General features: G+C 62.1%; 8 protein-coding genes. 2 read left to right on the top strand and 6 right to left on the bottom strand.

Annotation, left to right across the window (positions count from 1 at the left end; all coding sequences use genetic code 11):
• Positions 1 to 48: 48 nt before the first annotated feature.
• The 6 genes from M729_RS0114230 to M729_RS1000000136490 all read right to left on the bottom strand — a co-directional run bounded on the left by M729_RS0114230 (position 49) and on the right by M729_RS1000000136490 (position 8,772).
• Positions 49 to 2,409 (bottom strand): hypothetical protein, encoded by a 2,361-nt coding sequence (locus M729_RS0114230; RefSeq protein ID WP_027161941.1) that lies wholly within the window; start codon positions 2,407 to 2,409, stop codon positions 49 to 51.
• 556 nt (positions 2,410 to 2,965) lie between these two features.
• The gene (locus M729_RS0114225; RefSeq protein ID WP_156949295.1) at positions 2,966 to 4,303 is read right to left on the bottom strand and encodes a hypothetical protein; all 1,338 of its coding nucleotides are present in this window, start codon (positions 4,301 to 4,303) and stop codon (positions 2,966 to 2,968) included.
• Positions 4,300 to 5,013 (bottom strand): TfuA-like protein, encoded by a 714-nt coding sequence (locus M729_RS01000000135085; RefSeq protein ID WP_084652643.1) that lies wholly within the window; start codon positions 5,011 to 5,013, stop codon positions 4,300 to 4,302. Before M729_RS01000000135085 ends, M729_RS0114225 begins: the two co-directional genes overlap by 4 nt.
• On the bottom strand, positions 5,010 to 6,263 hold the full coding sequence (locus M729_RS01000000135080; RefSeq protein WP_050596237.1) for a YcaO-like family protein: 1,254 nt from the start codon (positions 6,261 to 6,263) through the stop codon (positions 5,010 to 5,012). Before M729_RS01000000135080 ends, M729_RS01000000135085 begins: the two co-directional genes overlap by 4 nt.
• 4 nt (positions 6,264 to 6,267) lie before the next feature.
• Complete coding sequence (locus M729_RS0114210; RefSeq protein WP_027161939.1) at positions 6,268 to 6,801, bottom strand: hypothetical protein; 534 nt, start codon at positions 6,799 to 6,801, stop codon at positions 6,268 to 6,270.
• A 21-nt stretch (positions 6,802 to 6,822) separates the two neighbouring features.
• Positions 6,823 to 8,772: a BTAD domain-containing putative transcriptional regulator gene (locus M729_RS1000000136490; RefSeq protein ID WP_081730883.1), complete on the bottom strand. Its 1,950-nt coding sequence runs from the start codon at positions 8,770 to 8,772 to the stop codon at positions 6,823 to 6,825.
• A gap of 665 nt (positions 8,773 to 9,437) precedes the next feature.
• On the opposite strand from M729_RS1000000136490, the gene M729_RS0114195 reads away from it, so the two are divergent.
• Together M729_RS0114195 and M729_RS0114190 are read left to right on the top strand one after the other, a co-directional pair.
• Positions 9,438 to 18,149, top strand: a complete 8,712-nt coding sequence (locus tag M729_RS0114195; protein ID WP_027161938.1) for a hypothetical protein — start codon at positions 9,438 to 9,440, stop codon at positions 18,147 to 18,149.
• The gene (locus M729_RS0114190; protein ID WP_027161937.1) at positions 18,146 to 23,695 is read left to right on the top strand and encodes a hypothetical protein; all 5,550 of its coding nucleotides are present in this window, start codon (positions 18,146 to 18,148) and stop codon (positions 23,693 to 23,695) included. The genes M729_RS0114195 and M729_RS0114190 overlap by 4 nt, the downstream gene beginning before the upstream one ends.
• The last annotated feature ends 45 nt before the right edge of the window (positions 23,696 to 23,740 follow it).

Genomic DNA, 23,740 nt, shown 5'->3' with positions numbered 1-23,740 from the left:
GCGAGATGGCTCTCGGTGTGAAAATACTCTTTCACACACAAATGCTCGCTACGCGGCCTGCCACACTTGGTTCAAGATCCGCGCAGCGAGCGCGGCCTTATCTTGCGGCAAAAAGCGACCGTAGTGGTGCGCGACCATGTCGGGTGTGTCCTGGATAGCGTAGCTTGCCTGCTCATAAGAGCCGGTCTGTTTCAAGATATGCGTCGCCAGCACGTCACGGACATTGTGCGGACCGTGAGGAAGAAGACCGAGAATGGCGCCGCGCTGGGTGTATGGATTGTAGATGCCATATCGCTGAATGGTCAGGCGCCATGCCTCGTAGAATGTATTTCGATCGTATGAAGCATCCTTGCTGGTCGCCTTCACTGTCTTGATGAAGAAGGTGCCGGGGTCTTCGGTTCCTCCAAGCAGCACTCGGCGGTGGCGATCGATGTACGCCTCGATGTGCTCGTAGAGACCGCCGAGATTCGGCAGGACGAGCCGAAACGGCTTGCTTCCGAAATAGGACGAGTTCGCGTTCTTGAAAGCAACCGAAGGAATCAGCACCTCCCAACCCTTTTCGCGTTCGCTCCAGCGGAGTTCACCCCGCTTCATGTCGGCAAGCTGGCGCTCGGACCGCGGCAGTTTCCCGCGTTCACTGACCATCAGCTGACGCAGGTTCTTCTGCCGCAGGCCAAGGTGCAACCCGAACCGAAGCATCAAGAACGAGCGGACTGCCTCGGCGGCAGGACGGCGATGAATGCGTTCATCTGGCATGAGCCGGAGAATCTCTTCAGTGATCTTTCGATACTCGCTGACCGGGCTATCGGCCTCCAGCACAGGCATGATCGGTTCAAAAGGATCACGATGCACACGCGCGACCCGCTGAATCTCCTTCACGCGGGAGGAGGCGTGCTTGAAGTAGACATCGCAGGCGTCATCCCAGTCAGCGCGGGCGCGATCAATGTCGGTCTGCGAAACCAATCCATTGATGGGACGGACCCTCGACGCCAGATGAGGTTGCTGCCTGAGCCAGCCCGTCTCCTTGCGGGTGAGCGCGAGCGAAATTCGCAGCATGTCCACCTCCCATGCGGTGTAGAACCCGCGCCGCCTCTCGCGCCATTGCACATACCAATCCCAGACAGATGGGAAGACGAGCAGGCCAAATGTCAAATGCTGCGGCGACACGCCATGGCCGCGGACTGGTCCGCGCGGCTGCGCAGCCAACGCACCGAACATCAAACCGAGATGCTCGACCTTCTGCGATGCGGTCTCCTCGCCCCAGACACCGTTGCGCTGAAGACCGAACGCAGTGAGTGTCGCGGTCTTGAAGCGGATCAGATCCGCCATTTCCATGGCAAGCGCAGACGGGGCGTCGATAACGCCGGACCTCAGGTCAGGGTCGGTGAACAGAGCACCATCCTCATCGTGGTGCTCACGTCGAACTCGGTAGCCGTCATTTGCGGCGTATGACTGACCGTATGTGACACCTGGGAAACGGATGGCGTAACGCTGTTTCAACGCAGCAGCCTGGAATCTCCGGTACTCCGTTGATCCGCTGATGATTACACGCCGGACCCATTCCAGGATCTCTTCCTGTTCCTCTGGGCGCCGCGTGTTAAAGTCGTCGGGCAGATGCCACGCAAGCCGCCGGCGTTCAGCCGGGCCTATATCATCAAGGATGTGGCCATAAGCGGAACGTGTCTGAAGCGGGAGTTTCGCCTTGAAATATCCTGCCGAAAGACGGTACCGACGCTCGATCCGAGCCAGCACCTCCATGCTCGCCACGCTGCGAGGCGATTTTGATCCCTGCAGCCAATGGCGAATTGTGGAGCGGTCGAGGCTCTCGTCGTCTCGGACAACAGCTCGATGAAGATGCCAATAGCTGTCTCCATGGCGGCGCATCTGGAAAGCCAGCGCCGCCTGAAAGGTGGGTGGGTCAATGCCTTCCTCGAAAAGAGGCTCCGGGAACTCTTCGGTCTCGCGCGGTTTGATGCCGGGCTTCTGCCGGTCTACAGCAGCGGCGCGCGCCGAGCGATCGAGCTTGCTCTCGCGCCTTGGTGTGGACGCTCCCGGTGCTGCCTTCTGTGGACGGCCTCGCACGGAATCCTTCGGTTTGGCACCGCGGCAGTCACCGACAGTCGCCCCCTTCGGCGAAGTTTTCGTATTTCGAACGATAGCATCCAATGCCGGCTCGATTGTCGTCCGAGCAGATCGCATCGCGTTCTCGTTCAGGCCGCACTGAACGCCAATTTCTTGCCAATCATAGCCGCGGAGTTTGCGAGGTGGGGTTTGTGCGTTGGAGATGAGGTTGAGCAGATATTCTCTGATGCGCGTGCTTTCTTGAGGAGGGAGCACAGGGTCAACGCGGAGACGGCAGAAGTCAGAGATCTTTCGGGAGAGCAGTCTGGTATGCGGATTTTCAGTCATGCAGGAGGCTATGTGGTTGATTAGCGATGGCAGTGAAGGAGTGCGCGCACATACCCCGATTCTCAGCGCTTGGGAGGTACAAAGCGCTTAAATCGACGAGGTGTCGATCTCCGCAGCGCGATACCGCTGTAGCCGACGATAGGGTCGGTCCGTGCGTGTTGGGCTACCGGATTACGCTCGACGAACCGCATGATGACGGCTTGCGCATTTCGTTGCCGCACACACCGCCAACCGCCTTCCAGCCTTGAGACGCCTGGACTATATCTGGCTGCAAGAACGTGACTGGCGAGCACGAGGACAACGGACGTAAGGGCAGGCATAATCTCCCCTCCCCTCGCACGAATCCTGTCGCCCGGGGGGCTACCTACCGAGTTGCCACGATCGGTGGAGGCGCGACGGGCGGGCAGGAGATGGTACCTTAGGCCCCTGTCCATCTGACCCCTCGCTGCGAGTCGCGAAATCTCGCCGTGGTGGGCATGTAGGGCCCCGCTTGTGACGGGCGAGTACGCAACCCCTAGAGAATCAATTTTGATTGCGCCGAAGTCCCCACCAAGCTCTATTTGTCGGAGCAGGATTTCTCCGGAACTCCGTCGCATATCGACTTCAACCTTCGCATGCTCGCAAAGTACTTTTTGAGGCCGCTCACGGAGTCTGAAAAGCAGCCATCTTTGTCGGGCCAGAATTCATCGTTCTCTCCGTGGGGCCAGCTTGGTGGCATGGTGTCGTTGGCGGCGTTGCCAAGGACCGTCGAACAGTAGGAAGTGCGCGTACGTGGAATATCGTGGCACCTCATGCAGGCGCCGCCCTCTCCGGTCGAATCCACAGGCGCCGGGTTGATCCAACTCAGCAGCGGCGCGCCGAACTCGACGAATGCGAACTGATCGCTATTTGTCTTGTCCGCATGCGGATTGAGAATTTCGCCCAAGCGCATTCCTGGATGCACGATGAGCGGATTGTCTCCAAGATGGCACAGATTGCAATCATCATCGTAGTCGGCTGGATGTGCAAGTTGATCGAAATTGGTTGAAAGCATTGTTGCTTCATCGATGCGACGGGTACTTCCATCTTTTCCGTAAACTATATTGTCGAAGAAACAGGCATATTTTCGGCCTGCATCCGTACAGATCGTTCCAATCAACGGGACGGGTTGATTTCCATGCTCGTCCGGATACGCCTCGCGCAGTAAGGTCACGCACATGCCCTGACTGCCCGCGTCGTATTTCCAAAGCGTCAATTTCTTCTTTATGTCCTTGCCGAAGAAGTATTTGCCTGCATCGGCTGCGAGATCGAAGGGGCTGGACCAGTGCCCTCCGCTGGATATCGCGTCAGGCACGGGAACCTGCGCCGTTCGGCAGTTGTCCAGGTATTGCTTGACGTACTGCGCGTATTTGCCCGGCGTCTGCCTGACCCAGCCATTCGCGGCCAACAGGTCTCTCGCGCCGCTGTGCTCGACGATTTCGTTGACGTTGCTTCCTCCGATCTGAGCCAAAAGGCGCCGGGTGATGCGGCTTTGCTCGTCCACCGTGACGTCGACAGAGATTGCTGCCGCGAGTTCGACCAGGACAATATCGCGTTCCATCGCGTGGGCGCCGGCGCTTGCGATCGGCAACAGCTGGCTCTGTTGCGCATATCTGCTTCGCTCGGCATCTGCCAGGCGATCTTCGGCGCAATTGCGCACCTGCGTCATCGTCGGCCCGACGGTATCCGGAGTGACCTTGACCTCGTCGCCCGTCACCAGGTCGTACACCATCCCGTAGGCGGCGCCATATGCGCAAGTTTCTCCTTCTTTGCCGGCAGCGGGCACCGGTCGAAGATACCAAACGACCTGAAGGGTGACGAACGCGAGCACCAGCACGGCGCCCGCCGTAAAACGTCCACGCGTGTCCATCATCAATCCCCCATCCCGGCTATCAGCTTGGAAAAGAACCTTGTTTCCAGGAACGCCGTGTCGATACGGCCGTCCCGGCGCCCAGTTCCAGGAAGTGCTTCGAGGAGCAGCTGGGCGTCGCGGCCCTTCAATCCCGGGCCGTTGCCTGCAATCCAGCGCGTGATCCTTTGCGAGCAGCCAGTGTCCGCTCCGGCTGCCGATAGCAGGCTGGGCCACGTTCGCGACTTGAAGAACATGGCTCTCGCCTGGCCAACGATCTCGTCGCGCAACGTATCGGACAATTCTCCGGCCGCGTGCATGCGGGCGACCGCGTCTTCCACATCGACCAGCGCTACGCTGAGCGGGACATAGCCGAGCTCCATCGGCCCATGGATCAGGGCGACGTCCGCATCGGCGCTTCGCCTGCCGGCGAGAAAGTCCTCGAACACCTGCCCGATACCGATCATGCCGAATGCCGCGCACTCGGCTGCTCGAATGGCCCCCATGCTGGACGCCCCCAGGACCGTACAGCCGGACGCCAGGGCGAACAGGATTTCCTTGTGCCAGACGGCCGGGCCGGACTCGAACGTTCCGTCGATGAGCCCGATGACGCCACGGCCCTCCCTGGCCGCCCTCAGCAGATCGCCGCAACCCGCCGGCGGCGCGAACTCGACGCGGCTGTCCCTCGGCAACTGGAGGCCGTGCAGGCTGGGTCCGGCAAAGACAATGGGCTTCACGAATGCATCCACCTGCGCAACAGCTTGTCGCCAGCTCGGCCGGTGCGGGCGCTGCCTGTCACGGCCTCGAAGGCAACCAGATCGTCGGCCAGGACCCGCACGACTTCGAAGCCATAGCGGCAACCGCCGAGAGGAAAGGCATAGACGTCGCCAATGCCTGCTGCGAACACTGCCGCAAGCAGCACGGCGAGATCATCCGATCCATCCTGGCCAGATTCTTCGGCAGGCCGCTCGTCGGAGAACCGGTGGCCGCCGAAAAGAGCTTTGGTCCCCGGTCTCAGTTGCCGGTGATACTCCTCGGCATAGAGATCGTCTCGCGCCCCGGAGATATATGTCAGCCGGCTTTGCACGGCCTCGAGCAGGGCTGCTAACGCGGCATCCTCCACGGTGGACCTGCAGGCCGATCCGCAGAAATACGCAAGGCCGGCCTGATCTCCATGTCGAGGCTTCAGGGCGGCCATGACAACCGGCATGGCGATGTCGTCCGAGACTTGCACGAAGCGTGCCTCGATATCCCGTTCCGCCAGCTTTTCGATCGCCCAGGCGATCCCTGTCGCGCAGGGACGATTGAAGATCACGTCACGACGCTCGGCCGGCGCGCCGCCGGCAAGCGGACCGAAAATGGCATCCTCCTCGACCAGTTCCCGCAGCCCGTGCAGGATGGCGCTCGCCAGGTCGCCCCCCGCGGCAAGGCCGAGTGACGACATTCGAAAGTCGCGCGTATTCCACGGCGCCGAGGAAACCATATCCATGCCGACGAGCTCATACGGCGCGAATACCGGCTCGCCCGTCCTCAGCGACAGGCCCATCATCCAGCCAAGCTCCGCCTCCTGCGTCAGGCGGCGAGCTGCGCAGCGGGCCTGCCGCTCGAGTGGTATGCTGCGCAGCCCCTGCCGGGTGACGGCGGCCCGACTGGCAACGAAGCTGACAAGGAGCGATGCCTCCTCCGCGATGGCTTGTTCGGCGCTCTCCATCACTGCCGACAGCCATGCGCCCTCTTCGGTGATCCCTTTGCCGTTGGCGATGCATAGCGACCTCGAGGCAGGCCTGGCTGCGAACCAGACCGGAATGCCGATGTGGTCCAAGCCAGTGATATCCCCGACGCGTGTGATGCCGAGCCGTGCCAACTCCGGCTCGAGCATCGCGCGCGACAGTCTTTTGCACGCCGCTGGATTGCCGCCTTGCAGATCTGCGTAAAGCATCCGAAGCGCGGCCAGCGCTGCGGCTACATCGGCCGCCTGCTTGATCACCGGTTCAGGGCTTCCACGGTTCCAGCGGATCGAGCTCGCTGGGCGCAAGATTGCCGATGTGGAATTGCTGCGGCTTGGTTGCGTTGGCTGCCAGGTAGTCCGCAATCTCCGAGGCCGGCTCAGTGTTGCGCCCCTTCGCGACTATTTCCGCAGGATCGACATCCAGCGCGACGCAGAAATCCACATCGCAAACATTGCCACCGTTTCTGATGATCCTGCCGATAGTCCTGGCATAGTCAGCCTCGGCGAACGCGGCCTCCTCCTGAGCGAGCGAAAAGTCGCCGTGCTTTCCTTGGTCGATCTGATTCAATCTTTGCTTCAGCTGCACTACCTCGACCCCACGCAGATGCGGCACCAGATCCTTGACTATCGCGGCCATGGAGACGATGGGCTCCTGCCCACTCATGTCGTTGTGTTCCGCCTTTTTGAGATCTTCGGCAGAGTAGTAAACAACCATCACCGGATCGGTAATGACGATTGTGAGACCGAGATCGCGATCTCCGATGATGAAGGCCCTGGATGGCTTCAGATTTTTCATTGCACTTCCCCTTCCCTCTTCTCACTTGATACCTGCCAACCGCAGTCCGTCGATGAATGGTTGCAGGTCCTGCCTGCTGCGGTGCGGCTGCAGGCGCGTCATGCTCTCGGCGCTCTCGCCGGGATACATCTCCATTAATCGGTGGCCGTACTCTCGCGCCTCGACGACGTTTCCCAACTGCCCATGGCACGCGGCCAGCAGTCGCAGAACGGACTCTTCGTTGTCCAGCCGGCCACATAATTCGATGGCCTTGAAATAGTCCGCCTTGGAAAAGGCGATGCTCGCTCCGGCCCACCAGTAGTGGTCGGGCGGTGTGGGATTGAGATCGATGGCGCGCTCGTACATCCGCCATGCATCGTTGGCGTCGCCGACGAAGCCCATGGCGTCGCTGTGGTCGAGCAGGATGTCAGCGGAGTTCGGATGCAGGTCCCGCGCCCGGTGAAAACACTGTTCCGATTGAGCGAAGTCGTGTTGATAAAGCGCGACCATTGCCTTGCGCCAGTGGCCGGACGAGCTGTGCGGATCGTAGCGTATCGCCTGATCGGCTAGTTCGCGCGCTTCCGACAGCAGCTTCGGATCGTTGCCGCCGAGCAAGAGCCACTCGAGATAGAGTGAGCATGACACACCGGAGTAGGCTTCTGCGAAGCAGCCATCTTCTTTGATCGCATTGGCGTAGGACCGCCGCGCCCGTCGCACGCTTCGCAGGTCGCATGTCTTCAGCGCGCTTTGAGCTCTCAGGAAATGCAAATACGACGAGGCGTTCCCGGTTCGCTCCAGTTGCTTGAGCGAATCGCTTTCCACGGCACCGGACACTTCGGCAGCAATCCGCGCGACGAGCACCCGACTGGAGTGGACAAGCACCTCATGTTGCAGCGCGAAGTCACCAGCCCAGACGATGGCGCCGGAATCGCTGTGCACGAGGCGCACACACAAGGTACCAGGACCGGCGGCGGGCCGGACGAAGCTGCTGACTGTATAATCTGCCCGCAACAAGCTGTTCTCCAGCAGAACGCCGCCGTCGTGCATTACCTGAAAGCTGCTGTGGGGTGCCAGCGTCAGATGGCTCTTGTATCGTGCCAGCTCGTTCGCGATGTCTTCCACAAGAGCGCGAAGGAAATTGTCGCGATCCGACATCCGTGATGCCCAATTGGGTGCCAGCAAGGCGACCCGCATCAGGCGTGTTCCGGCTTCGCCGACGTCATTGGGTCGACCGAATGTCTGATCGATGAGCCTTGCTGTCGCGTGCGCAAGCGAAACGCGTGTATTCATGACGGGACTGTCGGCGCCGTCCATGTTCAGCACCGAAGCTAGGAGGCCGTAAATCCGCCTTGCTTCTTCGGGCCTGCCGATTGCTCCGTAGGCCATGATCAGCGCGCGGTAGGTGTCTTCCCTGGCGTTGTCGATGGAAAGGCTGTGCCGTTCGACGGCGCGAAGCAACGTAGAGTCAGCAGTCCCGTAGCGGGTGAGCGCCTTCAGCGCCTCTTGAACAAGGGCGAAATAGCGCTCCCGCAAATAGGTGCTGGCTATAGCCAAGGCGTCATCCGGTTGATTGGCCGCGGCGGCCACGCCTTCCAGAAGGTCGCCCTGGTAAAGTGCGACCAGCTCCAGGAGGGTTTGATCCGCAGGCCCGTCACCCAGCTCCAGAAACCTGCAAACATCGATCTGGCCGGCGGCGTTTGTCAGCCAAAGCGATTTGTCGTCCACCGCAAGGATCGTGTTCAGATCGGGTAGAGCCTTCTGCATGCGCAACAGCAGTTGGCGCAGGTTGCCCAGGCTTGCAGCCGAGTCGGCACTGTCCCAAAGCTGCGCGGCGACCCTAGCACGCGTCAGCTTTTTGACCGGCGCCAAGCTGAGCAACGCCAAAAGGCAGAAGCCCCGCGACGGAAACACGCTCGCCTTTTTCGAGGAAACGACCTGGGGGAAACCAAACAATCGAAACGAAACAGTATTCTCAGGCTGTATCGACGCCATTTTCCCAACCCCCAATCCCAATATTCGATCAAAAAATCAATGAAGGCAAATGCTTTCGCGCTCGTTCGGCATAAATGCTTGAAGTCGGCAAGTTGAAATGATCGATGCGCTGACGGAACCACGATGCCACCGGTCAGGAAGGGTGCTAATCCGTAACATCAAATACAATCTACGGCGCGGGGCGCGCGTCGCAGAGTTGAGCCGGCTTCGAATCTTTCGGCGTGAAGTTCAAGAGTACACACTCGCGTGCACAATCCGAGACACATACGCTTTTGCCCCCACGACGATGTAACGGCCGTGTAACGCCTGTGGCGAGATGACTCTGGGGTCAGGCGGCGAGTTGAACACGCAGCCGTTCAAGAACCCAGTCCCGTGAGGCCAAGCTCTGCTTGGGTGAAAAGATGTGGAAACATCTCTATCTGCCGTCGTCTGCTGTTCCAGTTGGTGGGCTCCAGAGGCCGCTACCTCTGAGCAGACGCCATTTTCTTGGCCTTCTTGCCACGGCACCGGCTATTCCGAGTCTGTCAGCCGCCTTTGCCGCAGATCGAGCCGACGATTCGAACCTCGATCTCGCATTTGATCTCTCGGCCGACGGGAGCAACCTGCGCGTGCTTCGCGTCGATCACGAAACTCGGGAACCCGCGCCCGGGCTGAAAACGCTCGACATGTCAATCGACATGTTCGGTCAAAAAAGCTGGTTCGACATTGCGCGACCCGGGTCGGACGCGAAGAAACGCACACTCTACATCAGGAACATCAGCTATGGCGGTCTCGTTGACAGAAAGATCGAACTGTTCTTCGAGAATGTTGCCGGCTGGAAGCTTAGAATCCTCACCGACGTCTGGCTGGACAGCGACGGCAAGTCGCTCGAATACGAGACGGAACATCCCGTATTTCTCGACGATTTCATCATGGAAAAGGCCGAGGCCACCGAAACCCTATGGGCGTCGCGCGTCAACAAGACATTCCTGCGCATGTTCGCTGGCCGGATCGATGCAGGCAACGGCAAGGACGACGTCGCGATCGGACTGACCGGCAAGTTCCAGTGGCACGTGAGTACGATAGGCAAGCCGCTTGGTGCCTTTGCGGGCCAGATCGCCGTTACCGACTTCTCGCTGGGCTGGCATGAGAAGGCCGCGAAGGCCGCAGACGGCACAACGGCCGGGCCTCATTTTGGCGGGATCGGTGCCATTGTGTCGGTCGCGAACCTGCGTGCGGGCAACAGCGCCGGACTCAATTTCCGTCTCATCCGTCCCGATCCGCCTGCTGGCGGGAAATGGCAATTCGAAATCCGCCGCGGCCCCTCGGCCTTGCTGCCAGGCGCCTTCCAGACTGTATCCCGGATCGTCGTCGGCACCACGACGGCAGAATTCGTCGAAAAGGGCGCGCAGGTCGCCGGCCCGCTTGAACTCCAGCAACTGGTCGCGACAGAAACCAGCATCGTCTTCCCCGGCAAGGATGAGATTGTCCGCACCGTTATCTCTGCCGCCGGCGCGGTCGATATGGAGAAAGGCGATGCCGACGGGGAGTCGGTTGCCGTTCCGAGGAAGACGGAGATCACCACGGCAATCGGCCGAATTCGAGCAACCGGCGCATACAAGGATCATGAAGAGGGGGTGGCCAAGGCCGATGATGTCCCGGCCGGCGGCTCACCCTCGGCCTCAGATGCGGTTACGACGACCGGGGACGATTTCGGCAAGGTGATACTCGCCGCCAGCGGCGACCGCGCCGGCGCACCGGGCCAGACGGTATGGATCGTCGCGGATCGCGGCGCCAAAGCTGGCGATCAGCAGCGTCTGCGCCGGGCTGCCGTCGACCTTCATTTGCTCGAGGCCGACACGGCTTTGCCGGATGTCAGCCACAGCAGGCTGCGCTTCGAGCGGGCCGAATTGCGCCTGTCGTTTGCAGACGGACTGCCGCTCGCCGGGCCGATCGCTGAATCGCCCACCGCCGACTCATCAAGTTTCATCTGGCTTGGAACGCCGACGGCCGGCGCGCGCCAGGCAACGCTCGACCTGTCGCGCGCATCGCTGATGGCGGCGCGCGATTACGACCAGATGCGGCTCCGGTTCCGCTTCTCGGACATGATCCTGGCCTTCACGCCGCAGCCGATCATCCTCCCGGCGCGTGAGGACTGCGGGGTGGTTGTCGCGCCGCGCCAAGAGCGTGCCGACATGTCCGAAGAGGAGCCGGGGGCGCTTCCAGGACCGGTGCGCGTCGACACGCGCCCGGTCCTGGTTGTCGAGTTCGACCCCCAGCACGTCATGGAGGAAGCGATCTTCCGGCCCGAACTCCCGCCCCTGCCGGATTTCGGTCTCGACAAGGACCAGCAGGCTGCCGCAGCTCAACTGAAACCTGAGCTGGTGCAAAGGAAATTCATCCAGGACGAAAAGAAGAAGAACGAACAAGCGGCTGGCTCGGATCTCGGCAATCCTTTCGCAAACTTCTGCGGCAAGTTCGCGACCGCCACCGAGACCGCAGAACTCTCCGAAGAGCAGCGTGTCTATATCGGCCCCGACGGCCTGCAGCCGGATGCATTCGAAGCCGCTCGGAAACTGCAGATGCAGTCGATCGACGGCACAATCAGAGCGGCGATCGACCAGCTGATAGACGTCCAGGCAGCGGCGCAGATCACCGCCATTCAGGCGGCAGAATCCGGCCCCGACAATCAACCCAAACCGCTTCCGACCGACTACGACCTGCGGCTCGAACTCGAGCGCAAGCTGGAATCGAGCCTGCCGCTCTACTCGCTGTTCCGCGGCTTCTATCGCGATCTCTTCACCGGCAATTCCAAGATGAAGCCGGCTGATCCAGCGACCGATAGCGCCATGGAAGCAGAATATTTCCACCCGATCAATCTGGCCGGGCTTTCGACCGAACAGCTGACGATGGCGGGCAGGCGCGACAAGGACGCGCGATCGAAATTCACAACGTTCGCGTCGGGCCGCGACGGCATTCCAGACATCGTCGAGGCGCGGCTTTCTGGACCGACACGGCTGGCCTTCAGGGTCAATTGCCGACCGGGACTCGGCGATGGCCATGACGCCAACGGGATGCCCGCATTCCCGCCCGCGTCGGCGACCAAGCCAGGCGCCGCAGGCATCGCGTTCGGCGCAATCCCTTTCACCTTCGCCTCGCTCACCGACTGGTCACATCACGAGCCGGCGGTCACGCGGCGCGCTGAAAAACTGTTTCGCGAAGCGCCTTCGGGCATGATGCCGCCGCTCGGCGAACAGGCGGCCGACCTGGATGATCACCGCATGCTCGGCCATCAGGGCTTGAGCGCCGGCGAGGACGTAACCGGTGCCCAGCGCATGAGCGAGATCCGGGCCTCGCTGGCGCAGAATCCGACCACGCTCGAGACCGCGATCGAGATCCCGTCGCGGCTCGTGCTGTCGACGGCACAGGACGCGGTCTGGCAGGCCACCAGGCGCTTTCCCATTCCGCACGGCAACCCTGAATTCGCCAGTCCGCCGGCGGTGCTGGAGTATGGCGGGACGCCGACGCAACTCAAGGCAAGGGCCTTATCGCACAGCAGCGATCTTTGGACCGCCCGCCTGCTGGTCGACGACATATTGCCCAGTCTGCGTGTGGTCGGCACGCCGGACTTCCGGCCAATGGCCCTGCAGCCCTCGCCTGGCGACGGCAAGTCGCCGCTGCCGGGTCATTTCGCTCCGCCGCGCGGCGCCTACGCACCGTGGTTCCTCGGCGCGGAGCAGTCGAACTCCGGCGTGAACTCGCCGCTCGCCACGCATGTTGCTGCATTTCCCGAGGACCAGGGCAAGTGGGGCGATCACGATGACCAGGCGTTCTGCAAGGAGGAGAAGAGTTTTCCCGCACCGAGGAAGTTGCGGCTGGTCGACTGGCTATGCCGCCGATTGGGCATCCGCAGCGAGACGGAAGCCGACATCAAATTCTTCCGCACCTCGCTCGACGCCTACGACCGCCACGAATTGCTGCTGCTTGGCTCGGCCTACGGGCTGCCTGTCACCGGCAAACGCAAAGCGATCGGCGAGAATGTCGAGGAAGGCGGCGCCCTGATCGACGGCTCCGGGCAATTCGAGCCGGGGAAAGAATTCGCGCTGCTCGACGGCCGCAACGACGAGGCGATCTATCGGCCGGTACCGCTGAATGCAACCGAACTGACGCTGTCGACGCTCGGCGGGTCCTTTACGCACGACACGCACTTCAATCCGCCGGCGACAGCGCTCGACACCAATGGCCGCCCGTTCTTCACCGGCATGTCGATCGAACGCTGGCAGCATCAGATCGTGCTTGGCCGCGATATCCGCGCCGAGGTCGTCTACAAGGGCTATCTGTTCCCGCTCGGTCATCGCGCTTCACTGGTGAAGCTCACCGAACGTATCTTCCTGCTGACGGAGAAGCAGGGCTACAAGGCGTTGCTGCGCCAGCATATGTTCTTGAGGATCGGCAAGCCCGACAAGAAATATCCCGCGGTCGGGCAGCCGAATGCCGGGCGCCAGTGGTGCGCCAGTGACGTGCTGATGCTTACCCGGCGCACGCCGGACATCGTCGACCCGACGACGCCGGTGAGCGCCACCGGTCAATTGGCAGAAGAGCCGAATGGCAAGCTGAACCTGGGTGACGCCCCTGGGCTCGCTTTCTGGCCGAAAATCGACCTCACGGATCAAGGCAGGATCGCGTTCCAGTTTGCGCTCGACGGCAAGCCGACCTCGATGCCGCTGCTCTTCCTGGACAATGTTGCCGCGACCACACCGGCGAGCGTCAAGAAGGTCGCCGACTACTACAATACCTTGACGTCGGACCTCCGCTCCATGCCGCTCCGGGGGCAAAAGCTGCGTTTTGCCGAAGAGATGGAAAGCGGCGACACGACCTTCGCAACCGATAGCGTGCTGGTTCAGGCGCAGGGACGGCGCAGCCCTGGCGGTGCGCAATGGGGCGGCGACAATTCGTTGTATGCGACGACTGGCGTCCTCGAAGGAGCCGAGCAGCCTCCGTTCTATCCGATGGTCGAAAAGGCCTTCATTCATATCGAGCAGGTGGAGCGATTCACCGGTTCCGGCGCCAACCCAACCGTAGTCCGCTATGACGGACATTTCCTTGAGGAGGGCTTCCAGGGGGAGAAGAAGGCCTCGGACGGTGCCGGCCAAGTAGCAGACAACGGCAATCCGCTTGAAGTGTTTCTGGATCTCGTCACGCCGGTACCGCTGAACATGGGCGGCAGTGGCGACCGCTCGGGCGGCATCGCACGACCGAATTCGATGATCTACGCACTGTCGCGAAGCAAGGGTCCGCTCGGCGCTGATAAGCCCGCGTATGCAGCCAAGCCAGACCCTTTGAAAACCATCGAGACCGAAATCGTCTCGCTGGCGGAGTATTTCCGCAAGGCCAAGCCGCCCACCGCTGCCCCGCCTACCGGCGCAATGGCGGTTGCGAACAGCGACAACGAAGCCAACGACGCCGAGCAGCTCAAGGTCTTCGAGAGCTTCTTCTCGTCGGACGCCAAGCTGCTTGGCATCATCAAGCTCAGAGATTTGATGAAATGGTTCAACCTTTCAGGCGCGAACCTGCCGCTGCTCAAGGAGACGATGGAGTTCGGCTCGGCGCTGCAGGACGCCGCGGCTGATGCACTCTCGCTGGTGCGCATCAATGTGCTGTTGCCGCTGAAGGCCGTCGTCAAGACGATCGCAGAGCAGTGGAATGCTCTCGACGAACGTCTGGCCAAGGAGCAAGCGAAGGTTGCTGAGGGCGCCGAAAAGCAAGAGAAGATCTCGATCAAGAGGTATTTCCCGGAGATCGATGAAGGGCTGACCGGCCTCTCACAGATGCTCGATGCGGCGCTCGCCGAGAATGATCTCCTCAAGCTGCCGAAGAAGCTGTCGGCGATCTACGAAGCAGGCAAAAGGTTCGCGCGCCTGCTGGCGACGCTCGCCGCCAATGCTCCAGAACGCCTGCAGGAGGCGGTCCGCGACCAACTGCTCAACGGTATTTCGAACATTCTCGGCGCCAAGGCGGCGCTCGAGACAACGCTTGACAAGCTTGAAGCGATTGGAAAAGGCGACGCCAAGGCAGCCATTGCCGACGTCGTCGCACAGATGATCGGCACTATCGAGTACCTCGACGACTTCATTCCGCTGCCCGTGCCCGTGCCCGATCTCGTCGCCGCTGTCCGCGTGGCCGGCGGCACGGCCTCCGAGGTGGCGGCGGCCGAAGGCCAGGCGCGCGAGGCCGCCAAACTGCTTCGCGCGGCCGTCGCGACTGCCAAGCAGGAACTTAACGATGCGGTGAAGCAGACAACCATCGAACTCTGCACCGGCGTCATCACGCTCGAAATGGCGGTGGCGAAGCTCGCCAAGACGTTGATCGGTGCGGCCAAGGGCGCCATCGAGGACGCGCTCGACTACATCGAGCAGAACACAGACGCGCCTTACAAGTCGAGGCTGCTTGGCGCGGTCCAGGCCTATCGGACGCGCCTGGAGGAGGTCGAAAAGCGGATAGACGCCACGCCGTCACAGTTGCCTCCTGCCGTTTCGCAACTCCTTGCCGAGCTGCGCCGCCTGCAGACCGGCGCTCTAGCGGTCGAGAGTCTCGTGAACGCTGTCCATGCAAAGAACATGGACGCGGCGCTGGCTGCCTCGGCAACGGTCTCTCGTCAGCTGTTTGGCGCCGAACTCGATCTGACCGCTGTACTCCAAACGCCAGCCACCGAGGCAGCGGGCGCGCTCGACGGGCTCGCCAAACTCCTGGGCTTCGCAGTGGTCGGCACGCCCCAGTGGCCGACGGACGATGAAGCCGACACCGCAGATATGCCTGACCTTCCGGATGTGCTGCCCGCGGAGGGCACAATCCTGAAAAGAATTGCCGACGCATGGACGTCTGTCGGCGAGATCGACACGCAGCTCGCCAAGGCGCAGAGCGAATTTGACGACCACAAGAGCGATTTACCGCTGAACCTGCAAGAGGCCGCTCAAGGTGTCTTGAAGGATACCACAACCCTCGACAGCATCATCAAGACCCAGATCGGTTCGATCTATCGGCATACCGTTCACCTCGGCCGCGGACTTCAGGCGGTTCAGCGGTCATTGGACGACATCAAAGCTCAATCCATCGGCGACGGCACAGGCGACACTCTCAATCCGGCAAAACTGCTGCAGCGGCTTGAGGCAGCTCGCGCAGTTGTCGAGGTTGCGCTGGACGGCCTCGAGGCGGCGCTCAAGGAGATCGCCGCGGCATTCTCCAACTATCTCAGTAAACCCAACAACCAAGCTGCGCTGGCTGGCGGGTTCGCGGCAACGTTGATTGCTTCGACCGACATCGCCGACGCGGTGAAGAAACTGGAGGCAGCTCTTCAGTCCGCCCAATCAAAAGTCGCCGATTGCCTAACGGTTGTGGTCAGCCTCTCCCTCAAGCTTCTGTCCAAGGGCAGTCTCCTTGCCACCGCCGGGATTTCGGAGGTGAGCAAGATTGTGGCCGCATTGCCCGAGATTCTCAATCCCGAGCGCAATAGCGTCGTGGCAGCCCTCACCAAGCTGACGAGCACTCTACCAGTGAACCTTCGCGAGGACTTCGACGCTGGCGGAAGTCCAGAAACCATTGAAAAGCTTCTCGTTTTGCCGGTGAAGACCGGTGAGGGAACCAGTGTCCAACAGTTCTTCATGGGTGGAGGCGCCAGCACCGAATTCGACACCATCCGCGACGGTCTGCGAAATGCCGAAATCACTGCTGTGAACGCATACCGCAGCTTGCTCGACCGCGCGTCGGCGCTACCGGCGGCGCTTCGCGACAAAGCGTTCAACCTCATCAAGCCCGCTCTCGAGCCTCTCGCCACGGGTTACGCCGCCATTCTCGAGGCCCGCAACAAGGTGCTGAAAGACCCGTCGCTGGCGGAAGGTTTGGCAACCGGGCTTGTCGTCCAGGCCCTGACTGTGCCCAAGCTCGAGGGTTTCGCCTGCGATGGAGAAGGCTGCGACCGGCTTCAGCAGGAAGCGGACTGGATCAGCGATGCGGCCAACGCCACCGATTTCGGGCAGACGGAGGTTCGCAAGCAGCTCGGCGCCTTTCTCGACGGTTGGCTGGGCGGCCAGGCTGCGCCACTTCTAATCATCAGGAATCTGAAGGATCTCGTCGTCAAGGCGACCAGTGGCGACATATTGAGCATGATCGATGTCGCGGCGCTGCGTGACGAGATCGAAGACACGCTCGCCAATCTCGTGCCGCTGCGCACAACGCTCGCCTACGATCTCAACCTGGCGACCGGCAGCTACGGCGCCGGCCAGAGCCAAGGCAAGATCTTCAGCCTTATGAATGGCAGCCGCTTCGATGTCGCCGTCAGGGTCAATATCGATCTGCTTGGCAAGGACCCGGTCAAGTTCCGTGCCGATGGCAAGCTTGGTGCGTTCGAGGTCAACCTGCTCGGGGGCATCTTCGAAGCCGTCGCGCTGAAATTCCACGGCGCGTCGTTCCTCATCGAAGACGGCGGCAAGCCATCCTTCGACGTCAACTACAATACGTTCGAGATCGGCAAGGAACTCGAATTCGCCCAGCAGTTGCAGTCATTTCTCAGCCCAAGCGGCAGCGGCTTCTATCTGCAGCCACTGGACGGCCTACCGGGCATCGAAGCAGGCTACGGCATCAACCTGGGGACCATCCAGCTTGGCGGCATCTCGTTCTCCAACGTCTCGCTGAATGTCGCGGCGCTGCTGCCGTTTACCGACAGCGAAGCCCTGTTCCGCGCTTCGCTGGCGCGCCGGCTTGCGCCCTTCACCATCAGCGTACCGCCGTTTGGCGGCGCCGGTTATTTCGCCATTACCGCCAGTGCCAAGAAGATCGTGGGCTTCGAGGCGTCGTTCGAATTCGGCGGCAGCGCCGACTTCTCGTTCGGCCCGTTGGTTGCCTACGGGCGCATCATGAGCGGCTTCTATATCCGCACGCAGGAGCTCGCCAGCGGCCATCGCGTCACCGAACTCTCGGGCACGTTCTTTGCCGGTGGCGCCGCCAGCATCTGGATCTTCAATTTCTACGCGTCCCTCTATGTCAAGCTTGGCATGGCCGAGGGCGGCGCCATGGAAGGTGAAGCGATCTTCAGCTTCGCCTTCTCAATGGGCATCGTCGACTACGACTACAGCGTGCGCGCTGCCAGCAGCCAACCTGCGATGGGCAGTGGCGGCGGCGGTGGTTCAAGCCAGTCCGGCGCGCTGGAAAGCCCGACGCGATTTGCCGGCATCTCGGCCGATGGCATCGACCGCTCGATCATCACCGGCGCCACCGGCGCGACCATCACGCCGGACGAATACGGCTTCGTCACGGGCGTCAAGGTCACCACGGTGTGCCAGGGCAAAGACACGTCGAAATACTTGGACTACTTCGACATCGCACTTCTGGAGCAAGCATCATGAGCGAACCAGTTCGCCCTTTCATGCGGGTTGTCGCCAACGGATATACCAAGAGCGGAGCCCGACAGCTGACCTTGATCGTCACGCCGGAACCAGCAACTGCCGGCGCGCCAGGCAGTTTTGAGTTGTCGGAATGGCCGAAGAAAATGGCCATGCTGATCGCCGGCGGGATCGGCTTGCCCGGCAGCTCCAAGACTGCGGCAAAGTTCGCGGTCGAGATCGCGGTCGCTCCGAGGGCCGCACAAAGCTTCGACGGCGAATGTTGGACGGCGGCCGAACCCGACATTGCACAGCCTTCGACGTTGATGGCAATCGCGGCGATCAAGAAGCTCGGCGATCCCAAAACCTCCAAGGCGTGGGACGAGATCAACGCGGTTTGGAGGGAGGCCTTCGAAACGGCCGGAGGCGCCGACCCATGGACGGATCTGAGGAAACTCATCAGCCATTCGCTTGAGGGCGCAAGCTTCAACGCCGCCCTGACGGACGAGGCCGACCCCGCCGAGTTGCAGCCGGGCGGGCGCGGTCAGATGCGCGCTTCCGCCGTCAAGCCTGGCGAAACAGTAACGATCAAGACCATCATTCCGGCACGCCAGAGCGACCTGGCATTTCAACTCGAGATTGACCGGGCCAAGCGCGTCGCGGACCGCATCCGCGAGCCGCTGCCGGATCTGGACGACCTGCCGATTGAAGGCATAGCGGCGGCTCCGGCAACCGACCTCAAGGAACTGAGCAAGGAGCAAGCCCTGGCCGAGCTGCGTGAAAAAAAGAAGCTGGAATTGGACAGCGTCGTCAAAGCAACCAACGACGACCGCAAGCAAGCAAAGCAGACCTTCGACAAGACGACCCACAAGCTTTTGAGCCGGCTTTGCAAACCTGTTTCTCCGGCGGAGCTTCCTGTTCAGAATCCCGGCCAGCCGGAATCTGACAGCCCTGGGACGGCCGCGAAGACGCAGCTCTACGGAAGCTGGGCTCAGGCCCCCCAGACGCCGCTGGAAGAGCAGAAGCGCCTCGAGCGCATTGCGCAAACCTTCTATGCCCTGCAGAGCGACGCCGGTTTCGCGCGCCTGTTCTGTCTGGCGATCGACTTGGAACTCGAGCCGATGGAGATGGACCCGTATATGTTCCTCGCCGCCGAAGCGGACGAGGCAGGCCGCTCGACGCCGCGCGTCTGGACCACCGCAAAGGTGGCCGACGATCATTTCTGGCCTGCGCCGAAGGACGAGATCGATGTTCCGGGGATGATCCAGGGCGAAAAGGGCTGGGAGGCCCGGATCATGGATCTGATAACCAACCTCGACCAGTTCGACGGCGTATCGTTGACCGGCTCCGGCGCCGCCAAAGGTAACCCCCGCTACGGCCTCGTGTCGCTCGACATGCGCCGAGCCGTCGAACCGACCGGCAAGGACGACGTCATCAACAAGGCGGAGGCGATTGCCAACGCCTTCCAGACAGCGGGTTTCGTCGTCATGGATCGGTTGCGCGCCGACGAAGCAATCCGCACCGCTGCCCGCACGGCTGCGCAGAAGAGCACAAAACCGGAAGAAGGCGAGCAGCGTGCGCGGGCCCTGCTCTTTGCCGAAGATCTGACCATCGGCCGCCGGCTCGACGTCGCGGTCCGAAAGAACAAGGTGGATCGCTGGCGCAGCCTGATGAGCCGTACAGTAAGTTATGACTTCCGCGTGAAGCGTGAGCCCAAGCCGGCTGTCAAGGCCGCGCTCGACACATTGATCGGAGCACCCGGCTCCGCTGAGCGCCGCGAGATCGACGCCGCCAGCATGGTCTTCGCCTCGCGGCTGGTTCCGCGCGGCAGCGGCGGCGCGGACACCGACGCGGTTGTCGAGGAGGCTGTTGCGCAATGGGACGGCACGCCGATGGCAGTACTTTGCGCGCCCGAGCGTCCGGTGCCCGACGATGCTGCCGGGAAAGCCGCGCTTCCCTTCCGCCGAACGCTCGGTCTTCCCGATGCCAAGAACGAGCCGGCATCGCGGCCACCGCCGCTTCGCTATGGCGTTGGCTACCGTTTCGCCATGCGCTCGACCTTCCTCGGCGGCCGCGCCATCCCGTTGCGTGAGGATGGCGCGCATTTGAAGCGGCAATACGTGGCGAACACCCCGCAAGACCTGGAGAGCCTGCTCGCCTTTCCCGCAAAACTGACTGAAGAGCCGACGCCGGCATCACTGCGGCGTTTCCTGCGCCAGGAAGCGATCGGCCGCCCGGACGTGCTGCTGCCGAACCACATTGCACTGCGCAGCAACGCGCCGATGGGCTTCGAGCAGGCCGATCGTGCGGCGCTTCGCCTCAACAATTCCGAGCCGGCAGATGGCGGCGAGTTCATGGCTGGGGCGCCCTACGTGCCGGCGAGCAGGCGGGCTAACCCATCGTCCACCATGCGCATCATCGTGCCGCCGACCATCTCGCAGGACGAGGCGACGCGTCACGGCGTGTTCGATACGAGCGACTTTCGCGAGCGCCTCAAGGGCGGACTGCGCGACGTACGTCGCGATCGCCAGGCGCCGAACATGAACGACAAGAATGCTTCCCGCGCCCGCCGGCCGGCCGGCTTTCCGATCGCCGTCACCCGCAAGCCATATGGCTTCGGCATGATTCCGGCTGAACAGTTCCGCGAAATCGTCTACGACGCGCCCGACGAACAGGGCGAGACCGTGTTCATCGCGGGCCATGATGTCGGCGAGCGGCAAGCGTTTCTGCCGGACCCCGCCGCCGAGTATTATGTGCTGCGTCTCAAACACCGCACCACCGGGGCGTATCTCGATGGCTCTCTGACAATCCCCGTCTACGATGGCGGGCTCAGCAAGTGGCCGAATGCCCGGCCGCTGGCCATCGTGATGTCGTCGGTGAACCGCCGGCCAAGGCCCAAGGCAGCGAGCGAGGTGCTGGCATTCGCCAAATCTCCCGATCAGCAGTTGTCGCCATCGGGCGAGTTCGGCAAGACCGGCGCTCGTGTGAAGGTGGTCGAGATGAAACTCGCCCCTTCGGAAGACTATGACCTGGTGGCCTTCTGTCTGCCGAGCCCGGAGCACCTGGCGAAATGGTTTTCGCTGACAGAGGTGCTCGGAGCGCTTGTCAATCCGATGGGGTCTCCGGCAGCGCCGGCAAAGCTCGCCGCGATGTTCGGCGATCAGGCTGCCGAAACGCTGCAAAAATGCCTCGCCGCACAGGTTGGAGACGCAGCCGATTGTCACTGCTCGATCGGCGGCCACAGCGGCGCCAGCGACGACCTGCTGCTGGATATCGCGAAGCTTCTGTTGCAACACGCGACGTGCGTGCGGCCGATCGACGAGCTCTCGGCCGTGGCGCCGGTGCGTGTCGCCTGTGCGGCGAGCCGCCCGGCATCGGCGCCGCGATGGGCCGTATCGCCACTGCCCGGCGGGTTCGACCAGGCAATCGCCGCGGTGCAGTGGATTGGCGAAGGTGCTTCGGACAAGTATCTGGCGAGGAACCTGTTCGGTGCAGCCGACGCCGTTCGGCCGGCGGCCATTGCCGCGCAGACGACTGAAGGGGCCAAGCGGCATATCGAGGCGCTGGCGCTGGCGCGAGATGTGTTCCGGCCGGCAACAGCAGTCGGTTCAAAGGACTACCTGCTGACGGGCGCGATCTCCATCGACCTTACGGACGCCGACGGGTTCGAAATCGTCGCGGAAACGGTGGCGCCGCGCAGCTCTGTCATGGATGACATCAGCCGGCGGCGCAGCCTCAAGGCACGCCGCGCGGGCCGTTGGCCGAGCCTGCTCGACGAGGCGGGCAAACGCCGCTTTTCTTCGGTGCTCGACGTCTACGGCTTCGCGGATATCGACGACCGAAACCGTGTCTCCCTGCAGAGGTCTGAGGTCACCCTGCTGCGTTGTGAAGCATTGCCGGCTGAGGGGGCGACGCCATTGTGGCCGCAATGGGAGGGGAACTCGACCATCAGCCTGGCCATGGTGCACGAAGCCGCGCGGCGCGGCCTGGTCGTCCTGAACAAGGAAGAGGCAACACCCCGCAAGCCAGCGGGCAGCGGACAGGTGCGGCGTCTAATGTTCAAGTCCGACCAGGTGCACACCTTCCCGGACGCGAAGGCACGTCGCCTCGTCGTCAAGGCGGTGGCGTTCTCGCGTTTCGCGGCCGATTGGGAAACCGTCGACCGCTGGCGCGGCCCGAAGGAACCTACACAGCAGGAACTGGGGCGGAGGCAGCCGCTCAACCGCAAGCAGCAGATCAGGGAAAGTTTGCCGCACGAAATCTGGCTTCCTGCCAGCGAGCGCCCTGCGAAGTGTGTCGTCCGTTCGCCCATGCCGGTGTTCCGGACCGAGCGGTTGACGGTCGACAAACAGGGGCTGGTCGTCCACACGCTCAAGCGCAGTGCGGTGACCCGCATCTATCTGTCGCGCGGCTGGTTTTCATCTGGCGAAGGCGAACGGCTGGGCGTCGTGGCTTGGCCACCAAACCATTTCGACGAGCTGGAGGCATCGCTGTCGCGCAAACTCGGCGATTACTACAAGCGCAGCGTTGCGCTGGATGAGCTGTCCGACGAATTTGTCGGACCCGGCGGCGCCTTCATCACGCGCTGGGGCGGCGATCCGATCCGCTGGGACAGCGCTCCCAGCACCGAGCCGCTGATCGGCCCGTACAATTTCGCCGATGTCGCCCATCTCATTCACAGGCCGCAGGATCCCCCTATTCCCCCGGATATACTGCAGCGTCTGAACAACTCTCCGCACGACCCGCGCATTGTCCGTAACGTGAAGATGCCAATCGCCAGGGCGGACGGCGAAGACAGCGCGACGGCCGCCGACCAGGACAGCACCAAGCTCAAGCTCGACATGATGGACGTCAGTCTCATCACCTACGAGCCGTGCTTCGACGCAGACCGGGAGGAATGGTTCGTCGACATCGAGATCACGCCCTCGAGATCGACCGACCCGTTCGTTCGGTTCGGCCTGGTTCGCTACCAGGAGCATACCGAACCGGATCTCCAGGTCTCGGAGCCGGTGGTCGCATGGAGCCAGATCCTGCCCGGTCGCACCGCCGAGGTTACGCCGATCCGCGGAGAGAAGGGCGGTCTCATGGTGTTCGCCAGCGTTTTCGGTCAGGCGTCCGAAAGGGTCAAGCACCACAAGCGCTACGAGAAAGCAGGGCACCCGATCTACGACGCACTCGACAAGCCTCAGATGCGAATGAGCGTGGTCCATGAAGGTAAGGACAACGGAAATCGGTGGAGGCGCACGCCGGTCAACGCAGCGGAGTTCCATGCGTTCGACAACAACCCGCACATCGCAGACGGCGTAGGCCGCTGGAATTTGCAGTGTTCGATCGACGCCGAGCGGCTGGCGCAATTAGGCCCAGGCCGGTTCTATGCCTACCTTGAGGAAATCGAGCAGCGGATGCCGGCGACTTACCCGGCCGAGCCGATATCTCCCGAAACGATGTTCGAGCCAAATACCCTGGTCGATTCCGGTCCACGCTTCTCGGCACGCATAGCTTTCGACCTCCCGATGGAAAGCGCGAGCGCGCCGCCAAAAATGCAGCCCGAAGATGCGACCTCAAAGTAGCAAGTATCGAAATTGCCCGAAGCGAAACGCGCACGACAGCGGAGG

This window comes from Mesorhizobium sp. WSM1293 (assembly GCF_000513875.1).
In the GTDB taxonomy this organism is placed as follows: domain Bacteria; phylum Pseudomonadota; class Alphaproteobacteria; order Rhizobiales; family Rhizobiaceae; genus Mesorhizobium; species Mesorhizobium ciceri.
Note: the sequence above shows the minus strand (reverse complement) of the source record. Positions and strands in the feature narration are given on the sequence as shown.

Bases quoted from the DNA above. Each gene is read 5' to 3' on its own strand.
- M729_RS0114210 (WP_027161939.1), bottom strand. From the start codon at position 6,801: ATGAAAAATCTGAAGCCATCCAGGGCCTTCATCATCGGAGATCGCGAT.
- M729_RS1000000136490 (WP_081730883.1), bottom strand. From the start codon at position 8,772: ATGGCGTCGATACAGCCTGAGAATACTGTTTCGTTTCGATTGTTTGGT.
- M729_RS0114230 (WP_027161941.1), bottom strand. From the start codon at position 2,409: ATGACTGAAAATCCGCATACCAGACTGCTCTCCCGAAAGATCTCTGAC.
- M729_RS0114195 (WP_027161938.1), top strand. From the start codon at position 9,438: ATGTCAATCGACATGTTCGGTCAAAAAAGCTGGTTCGACATTGCGCGA.
- M729_RS0114190 (WP_027161937.1), top strand. From the start codon at position 18,146: ATGAGCGAACCAGTTCGCCCTTTCATGCGGGTTGTCGCCAACGGATAT.